Origin of the sequence: Streptomyces sp. ActVer (assembly GCF_027270795.1) — a bacterium.
Classification (GTDB): domain Bacteria; phylum Actinomycetota; class Actinomycetes; order Streptomycetales; family Streptomycetaceae; genus Streptomyces; species Streptomyces umbrinus_A.
In genome coordinates, this window is the sequence record NZ_JAPWHT010000469.1 from 1 (window position 1) to 7,751 (window position 7,751).

The following is a 7,751-nucleotide window of genomic DNA, read 5'->3' on the forward strand; positions in this document are numbered from 1 at the left end:
CGCCGGAGCGCAGCTTGGAGGCGTCCGCGACGGTGCCCACCAGCCGGGACGGGCGCCCGTCGGCGGCCGGCAGCAGTCGCGCGCGCAGCCTGAGCCACCGCTGGTCGCCCGAGGGCTGGAGGATACGGAACTCCAGCTCGCGCTCGCCGACGGACATGTGGTCGGACTCCACCACGGACATCAGCGAGGGCAGGTCCTCCGGCACGGTCATGCCCAGGAGGGTCTCGACCTTGCCGTCGAACTCGTCGGGGGCGAGCCCGAACAGCTCCAGCATCTCGTCGTCGACCTCGACGCGCCCGGTGTCCATGGCCAGGCTGAACGAGCTGCTGGGCAGGTCGTCGGAGTCCGCGGATCCGGTGGAGGGCGGGAAGGAGACGGCCTCGGCGAGCAGTTCGAGGCAGGTTCGGTCCTCGGTGTCGAAGCCGCCCGGGTTCTCGTTCACGGCGACCAGACAGCCGCCGCCTCGTGGGTCCGGGGGCAGCGGCAGGGCGGCCAGCCAGAAGTCCCCCGCGGGCATCGGGCGGGCGCCGGGGCGCACGGCGAGTTCCTCGGGGCTGAGCCACAGGGGCCGGCCGATCCGGTAGGCGTCCGCCGCGGGCGAGCCGCCGGAGAGCGGGTAGCTGTCGCGCAGTCCGTACAGGGACCGGGGTACGCCCGCCGCCTCGATCAGACACAGTTGGTCACCGCTGTCGCCCGGCGCGTACACGGTGGCGAGCGTCGCGCCACCGAACACGAGTGCCTGTTCGAGCACGCTCCGTAGCCGTTCGGGGGCCCCGAGGTCCGTGTGAAGCGTCTTGAGGGCAAGTTCGGTACGCAGCGTTCTCGTTCTGCGTTCCGCAGCGCCCTCACTGACCACGTCCGCAATTACAGCGCTTCCGGGACGGCGGCGCAGCCCCTGTGACCGTTCGGAGGCAGGTCATGGGTCGGGCGGCACCCCGAGGCGGGGCTCCGGGCGGGCCCGCCGGCCCGTATGTCGCCGTATGTCTGGAAGTGCGGCCGGGTCCAGGGGCACGGCGTGTCCGGCAGTACTACGCGTCCCGGAGTTCGGCGTGTCTGGGAGCACGGCGTGTGGAAGGCGACGTCCGGCATCAGCTTGTGCCAGCGATCCCGGTCGACGGAGGGCCCCACCACGTCGCAGATGTGGCGCATCGCCCGGCCGGCGTCCAGGTCCCACAGGCGGATCGTGTCGTTTCCGCTCGACACGAGGGTGCTTCCGCGCGGGGAGAAGGCGGCCGTGAAGGCGCCCAGGGTGTGGCCGGCGAGCGTGGCGGTGCGCCGTTCGGAGGGGAGGTCCCAGAGCTGGACGGTCCCGTCCGAGTTCGCGACCGCCAGGGAGGTGCCGTCGGTGTCCACGGCGATCCCGTAGACCGTTCCCGCCGAGATGTCGAGCGTCGCGCGCCTGGTGCGCGTACGGACGTCCCACAGGCGGACCGTCCCGTCATTGTTGCCGGTGATCAGCGTGCGGCCGTCCGGGGCATAGGCGACGTCGAACGTCATGCCTGCGCGGTTGTCGAGGACCGCCAGGGAGCGTCCGGACCGTGCGTCCCACAGGCGCAGGGTGCTGTCCTCGCCCACCGAGGCGATCGTCCGGCCGTCGGGGCTGAACTCCACACCGAACGCCGCACCCTCGTGGCCCTTCATCGTCATCCGGGTCCGGAACCTGTCGGTGTCCCACACCGTCACGTTCCCCATGCCGTCGGCGGCGGCCAGGCTGCGCCCGTCGGGGCTGAAGTTGACGGCCTGCGCCTTCTGTTTCGGGCTTGTCGTGTCGAGAACCGCCACGGAACGACGCGATCCGGTGTCCCACACCCGCACCTTCCCGGAGGGTCCGGCGGAGGCCAGCATTCCGTCGTCCGGGCCGAAGGCGAGGGCCAGGACACCGCCGTTCTCGACGCCTTTCCCGTGGCCCGTCAGCCGTGCGAGCCGCTTGTCGGTGTCCGGCACCCAGAGGGCGATGGTGGCGTCCCTGCCCCCGACGGCGAGCAGCTTGCCGTCCGGTGAGAACGCCACCGCCGTGACCGCTCCCTGATTCCCGCTCAGGGCGGCGCCACGACGATGTGTGGAGGTGTTCCACAAGCGCACCGTCCTTCCGGTGCCCCGTCAGGACGGCGACACGGCGACGCGTGGAGACGTCCCACAGCCGTACGGACCGGTCCGCGACGGCCGTCGCGAGGAGCTTGCCGTCCGGCGAGAACGCCAGTGACCTCACGCTCCCCCGGTGGCCCGGAAGCACTCCGGCCAGGCATTGGCTCTGGGCGCTGAGCAGTGGGCCGCGTGCCTCGGTCGTACGCCCCTGACGGAACGCCTCGGCGGCCAGCAGCATGGAGGCGTCCGGTTCCGCGGTGGCGAGCAGGATCGACTTCGTGGCCAGTTCGCGCGAGGTGGCGGTCTGCCGTCCGTTCACGGCGGCCTGCCGCTGCTGTACGGCGATGGCTCCGGACGTCACCGAGGCGACGAGCACGCGGCTGGCCGGACTGGTTGGCTCCGTCGAAACGCACGCTCACATCCATGGGGTCCCCCTTCGCACCGTGATCGGCGCACCGCCATTGACAGAGACCCCTGATGGTGCCAGCGGTCTGCGCCATAAGCGCCGGTCAAGCTCCAATTGACTATCGGTGAGGCAAATGCTGCGATATGCGGCACTGCTCCGACCGCGACCGCTCGAAAGAGACCGAACACGACTCGACCCGTGCATTCCTCACGGTCACCTCGTGACAGCCGTGACTGTCCGGGCTCTCGACGGGGTGGAAGGCTCGGCAGCCGTCGAGGGGAATGCGATGGACGAGCGGTACGAGGTCTACGCGCTGGCCGACAGGTTCTTCTACGAGACGCCGGACCGGCTGACCGGGGAGAGGCGCGGCGAAGCGCCCGGCTACGAGACGGCGCGACGGGCGGTGCCCGAGGGATGGCGCGCGGCCCGGATCGGGGACTGGCTGACGATGACTCCCGTGGACGGGGAGGGCAGGCCACGGTCCGGCCCGGTCCAGGGATGGAAGATCCACGCCTCGGCCACCCGGGAGAACGCGGAGCGCATCGCGGCGGCCGTGTGGGACTACTGCGTGCCCCGGCTGATCCCTTTCAAGTTCGTGCCGGGTCCGCATCTGCTGCATCTGCGGAACGTCAAGTACGCCGCCCGCGACACGAGCGGCAAGTTCGTCACCGTCTATCCGGCCGACGAGGACCAACTCCAGGTCGTACTGGAGGAGTTGGGCGCGCTCCTGAAAGGTCTCGAAGGGCCGTACATCCTCACCGACGTGCGCTGGAACGACGGTCCGCTGTATGTGCGCTACGGGGCGTTCGCACGGTCCTTCGTCGTCGACGAGCGCGGCAGGCTGGTGCCCGCGGTGACGGACGGCGAGGGCCGGCTCGTGCCGGACCGGCGGGCGCCCTCCTTCCAGGTGCCGGAGTGGGTGACCCTGCCCGCGTTCCTGGAACCGCAGCTCGCCGCGCGCAACACGACGACGGTCGGCGAACTGCCGTACCGCATCGAGAAGGCGCTGCACTTCTCCAACGGCGGTGGCGTGTACTCGGGCGTCGACACCCGCGACGGGAGCAGGGTCGTCCTGAAGGAGGGGCGGCCGCACGCGGGGCTCGCCGCCGACGGGGCGGACGCCGTCGCCCGGCTCGCCCGGGAGAAGTACGCCCTGGAGCGGGTGTCCGGACTCAGTGTCGTGCCCGAGGTGCGCGACTGGTTCCCGCTCGGCGAGCACCGCTTCCTCGTCATGGACTTCCTGGAGGGCCGGCCGCTCAACTCCTTCTTCGCCGAACGCCATCCGCTGCTCACCGCCGACCCGGATCCCGCCGCCGTGGCCGACTACACGGCCTGGGCGCTGCGCATTCACGGGCTGGTCGAGGAGGCGGTCGACGCGGTGCACGCGCGTGGCATCGCCTTCAACGACCTGCACATGTTCAACATCATGGTCGCCCCCGACGAACAGTCGGTCGCGCTCCTCGACTTCGAGGCGGCGGCGCCCATCGAGGAGGGCGGCCGCCAAGTCGTCGCCCACCCGGGGTTCTTCGCACCGCCGGACCGGACGGGCGCGGACGTGGACCGGTACGCACTGGCGTGTCTGCGGCTCGCGATGTTCATGCCGGTCACCACACTGTTCGTGGTGGACCGCGCGAAGGCGGCGCACTTGGCCGAGGTCATCACCGGTCAGTTCCCGGACGTACCACGGGCGTTCCTGACCGAGGCGGTCGCCGAGATCACCCGGGACCCTGCGTCACGCACGACTGCCCGGCCGTTGTCCGCCCCGCAGCCACCTGCCGACGCCGCACCGTCCTCCACGGCGGCCGTTCTACCGTCCCCCGCGAACTCCTCGACGTACGCCGCACTCGCCGAGCCCGGTGACTGGCCGTACAGCCGCGACTCGATGGTCAAGGCGATCCTCGCCTCGGCCACACCGGAGCGCGACGACCGGCTCTTCCCCGGGGACATCGCCCAGTTCTCCGACGGCGGCGGACTCGGACTCGCGTACGGGGCCGCCGGCGTGCTGTACGCCCTGGCCGAGACCGGCGCGGACCGGTACGAGGAGGGCGAGCGCTGGCTGCTCGACCACACCGACCCGGTGCCGACTGGAACACCGCTCGGGCTGTACGACGGTCTCGCGGGCGTCGCGTACGTCCTCGACCTGCTCGGGCACCGGCAGCGGGCGCTGGACCTCGTCGACACCGTGCTCAAGGAGAAGTGGTGGAAGCTGTCCTCCGACCTGAAGGGCGGGCTGGCCGGGCTCGGCCTGGTGCTCGACCGGCTGGCGCGCACGACCGGGGAGGCGGAACTGGACCTCCGGGCGGCGGAGGTGGCGCGGATCCTCCGGGAGCGGCCGGCCGAGCCGAGGCCCGAGCCGAAGAAACGCCGTGCGGGACTGCTCCGCGGCGCGAGCGGGCCCGCGCTGTTCCTGCTGCGCCGGTACGAGTCGACCGGTGACCCCGAGCTGCTGACATCGGCCGCCGAGGCGCTGCGGCGGGACCTGGAGTGCTGCGTCGTCCAGCGGGGCGGCGGCCTGGAGGTCGACGAGGGGCGACGCACCATGCCCTACCTCGGCGACGGCAGCGCCGGAATCGGCCTGGTCGTCGACGACTACCTCGCGCACGCCGACGACAGCCGGGGCGTGGGCGGTCGGGGCGAGAACGGCCGGCGCGCGAACGGCCAAGTCGCGCACGGGCAGGAGGAGTTCGAGCGAGCCCGCTCGCAGATCCTGACCGCCGCCACCTCGCGCTTCTACGCGCAGCCCGGGCTGTTCCAGGGCCGGGCGGGCATGATCCTGCACCTGAGCCGCACCGGCGCCGACCCCGGGCAGATCGCCGCGCAGATCGCCGGGCTCGGCTGGTTCGCGATGCCCTACCAGGGCCAACTTGCCTTCCCCGGGCACCAGATGATGCGCCTCTCCATGGACCTGGGCACCGGAACGGCAGGGTGTCTGCTGGCGCTCGGCGCCGCCCTCGACGGTGAGGCCCCCGCCCATCTGCCGTTCCTGCCGCCGCCTCCACGGCGGCCCTGATACGCGGTTCCGCCGTCCGGCGGAGTCGTGACACCAAACCCCGTCCCCACAGGGCGACTTCACAGAGAGAAAAGGACATCACCATGGCACTTCTCGACCTGCAGACGATGGAATCCGACGAGCAGACGGACGGCGGCGCGAACAGCACCCTCAGCCTTCTCTCGTGCATCAGCGCGGCCAGCGTCACCCTGTGTCTCTGACAGCACCGCGTTCCCACGGCTCCGGGCGGTTCCCGATCCCCAGTGGGGAGGGGCCGCCCGGGGCCTCGCGCGGGGGTGCGCTGTTACGGGCGGCGACCCGGCACAGTGGCATCCGCTGTGCGACCCTCGCCTTCCTGTCCCTGGCCGGGACGGCGGCGGGCCTGCTGCTGCCGGCCGCGCTTGGCCGGGCGCTCGACGCCCTGCTGGCGGATCCCTCCCGGGCCACGAACTGGGTGGTGTACTGCACGGCCCTGGTGCTGGTGCTCGCCGTGCTCGACGCGTGCGAGACGGTACTGAGCGCCACCACGAACGCCCGCGCCACGGCGTGGCTGCGCGAGCGGCTCACCGGGCACGTACTGGGCGTGGGGCCGCGGGCCGGGCACCGGTTCGGGCCGGGTGAACTCGTCGCACGCCTCGTCGGCAACGCCGCGCAGGCCGGAACGGCCCCCGCCACGCTGGCCGGGCTCTTCGCCGCACTGGCCGCTCCGCTCGGGGCGGTCGTGGCGCTCTGGCTGATCGATCCCCGGCTGGCACTCGTGTTCCTGGGCGGGGTGCCCGTCGTCGTGGCGGTGCTCCGGGCCTTCGCCCGCAACTCCTCGCGGTGCGTGGCGCGTTACCAGGACGCGCAGGGGCGGATCGCGGGCGCGCTGGCGGAGGCGATCGGCGGCGCGCGCACCATCGCGGCGGGCGGGACCGCCGACAAGGAGGTCGCACGGATCCTGCGCCCGCTGCCCGAACTGTCCCGCGAGGGCCACCGGATGTGGCGCGTCCAGGGGCGCGCCGCCGCACAGGCCGTCGGGGTGGCGCCCCTGCTCCAGATCGCGGTGCTGGCCACGGCCGGGCTGCTGCTCACCCAACACCGGCTCTCCGTCGGCGAGTTGCTGGCCGCGTCCCGGTACGCCGTACTGGCGACCGGCGTCGGCGTACTCCTCGGCCGACTCGGCGGGCTGATCGAGGCCCGGGCTTCGGCCCGCCGCCTCGGCGAGGTGCTGGACGAGCCGGAGACCACGTACGGGACGCACCATCTCCCGCCTGGCCAGGGGCAGTTGGAGCTGCGCGCGGTGACCGCCCGGAACCGCGGCGGCCGTCTCGTGCTGGACGGTGTCGACCTCGTCGTCCCCGGCGGGACCACACTGACCGTGGTCGGACGCTCGGGCGCGGGCAAGTCACTGCTCGCCGCGCTCGCCGGGCGGCTGACCGACCCGGACTCCGGCGAGGTGCTCCTCGACGGGGTGCCGCTGCGCGAACTGGACCGACACACACTGCGGCGCGCGATCGGTTACGCCTTCGAACGCCCCGCCCTGCCGGGCGAGACCATCGAGGACACAATCGGCCTCGGCCACCCGCCACCACCCCCGGACCGGGTCCGGGAGGCCGCCCGAACCGCCCGCGCCGACGACTTCGTACGCCGTCTCCCCCACGGCTACGCGACACCCTGCGCGACGGCCCCGCTCTCCGGCGGTGAGGCCCAACGCCTCGGTCTGGCACGGGCGTTCGCACGCGGCGGACGGCTGCTGATCCTGGACGACGCGTTGTCGAGCCTCGACACGGTGACGGAACACCACGTCACAGAAGCGCTCTTCCGGCGCACACCGGGATGCGGCCGCCTCGTCGTCGCCCACCGGGCGTCGACGGCGGCACGGGCGGACTCGGTGGCCTGGCTGGACGGCGGGCGCGTACGGGCCGTCGGCCGGCACGCGGAGTTGTGGACACAGCCCGAGTACCGGGCCGTGTTCGGGAGCGATGCGGGCGAGAGGGCCAACTGCACAGGCGACGAGCGGAACGGAGGGAAGCCGTGAGCGGGGACCCGCCGGTCGACCCTCGGCCCGGAAACAAGCCGCCCCCTGGCACCCTGCGCTCCGGCCCCGTCACCTCGGACGGGCACAACAGCGTCCACCGGCGCGGACTCCGCTTCCTGCGGGCCAGGCGGCGCGTGGTCGGGCGGCTCGCCGCGTGGTCCGTGCTGGAGACGGCGCAGACCTTCCTCACCGGGTACGGGCTGGCGCGGGCCCTCGACGCCGGGTTCCTGGCCGGTCGGGTGGACGTCGGG

Annotated in this window: 6 protein-coding genes and 1 pseudogene; 4 read left to right on the forward strand and 3 right to left on the reverse strand. The window is 72.6% G+C overall.

The features are described 5' to 3' along the window. The 3 genes and pseudogenes from O3Q52_RS44220 to O3Q52_RS54490 form a co-directional block, all read right to left on the reverse strand. The coding region (locus O3Q52_RS44220) for a PAS domain-containing protein (protein ID WP_269654170.1) at positions 1-865 on the reverse strand (865 nt) is incomplete at its 3' end. Beyond that, positions 865-2,082 (reverse strand): WD40 repeat domain-containing protein, encoded by a 1,218-nt coding sequence (locus O3Q52_RS44225; protein ID WP_269654169.1) that lies wholly within the window; start codon positions 2,080-2,082, stop codon positions 865-867. The genes O3Q52_RS44220 and O3Q52_RS44225, both read right to left, overlap by 1 nt. Positions 2,083-2,098: 16 nt before the next feature. After that, positions 2,099-2,323, reverse strand: a pseudogene (locus tag O3Q52_RS54490) (WD40 repeat domain-containing protein); the annotation flags it as partial. 454 nt (positions 2,324-2,777) lie between these two features. Between O3Q52_RS54490 and lanKC the strand changes: the two are divergent. The 4 genes from lanKC to O3Q52_RS44245 form a co-directional block, all read left to right on the forward strand. Continuing rightward, complete coding sequence (lanKC, locus tag O3Q52_RS44230) at positions 2,778-5,501, forward strand: class III lanthionine synthetase LanKC (RefSeq protein WP_269654171.1); 2,724 nt, start codon at positions 2,778-2,780, stop codon at positions 5,499-5,501. Between the two features lie 83 nt (positions 5,502-5,584). After that, positions 5,585-5,701 (forward strand): SapB/AmfS family lanthipeptide, encoded by a 117-nt coding sequence (locus O3Q52_RS44235; protein ID WP_055617622.1) that lies wholly within the window; start codon positions 5,585-5,587, stop codon positions 5,699-5,701. A gap of 80 nt (positions 5,702-5,781) precedes the next feature. Beyond that, on the forward strand, positions 5,782-7,500 hold the full coding sequence (locus O3Q52_RS44240) for an ABC transporter ATP-binding protein (RefSeq protein ID WP_269654172.1): 1,719 nt from the start codon (positions 5,782-5,784) through the stop codon (positions 7,498-7,500). A gap of 53 nt (positions 7,501-7,553) precedes the next feature. Beyond that, the coding region (locus O3Q52_RS44245) for a hypothetical protein (RefSeq protein WP_269654173.1) at positions 7,554-7,751 on the forward strand (198 nt) is incomplete at its 3' end.

What these genes read in the sequence shown, in the direction of transcription:
- lanKC (WP_269654171.1), top strand. Translation starts at nt 2,778, where the DNA reads ATGGACGAGCGGTACGAGGTCTACGCGCTGGCCGACAGGTTCTTCTAC.
- O3Q52_RS44235 (WP_055617622.1), top strand. Translation starts at nt 5,585, where the DNA reads ATGGCACTTCTCGACCTGCAGACGATGGAATCCGACGAGCAGACGGAC.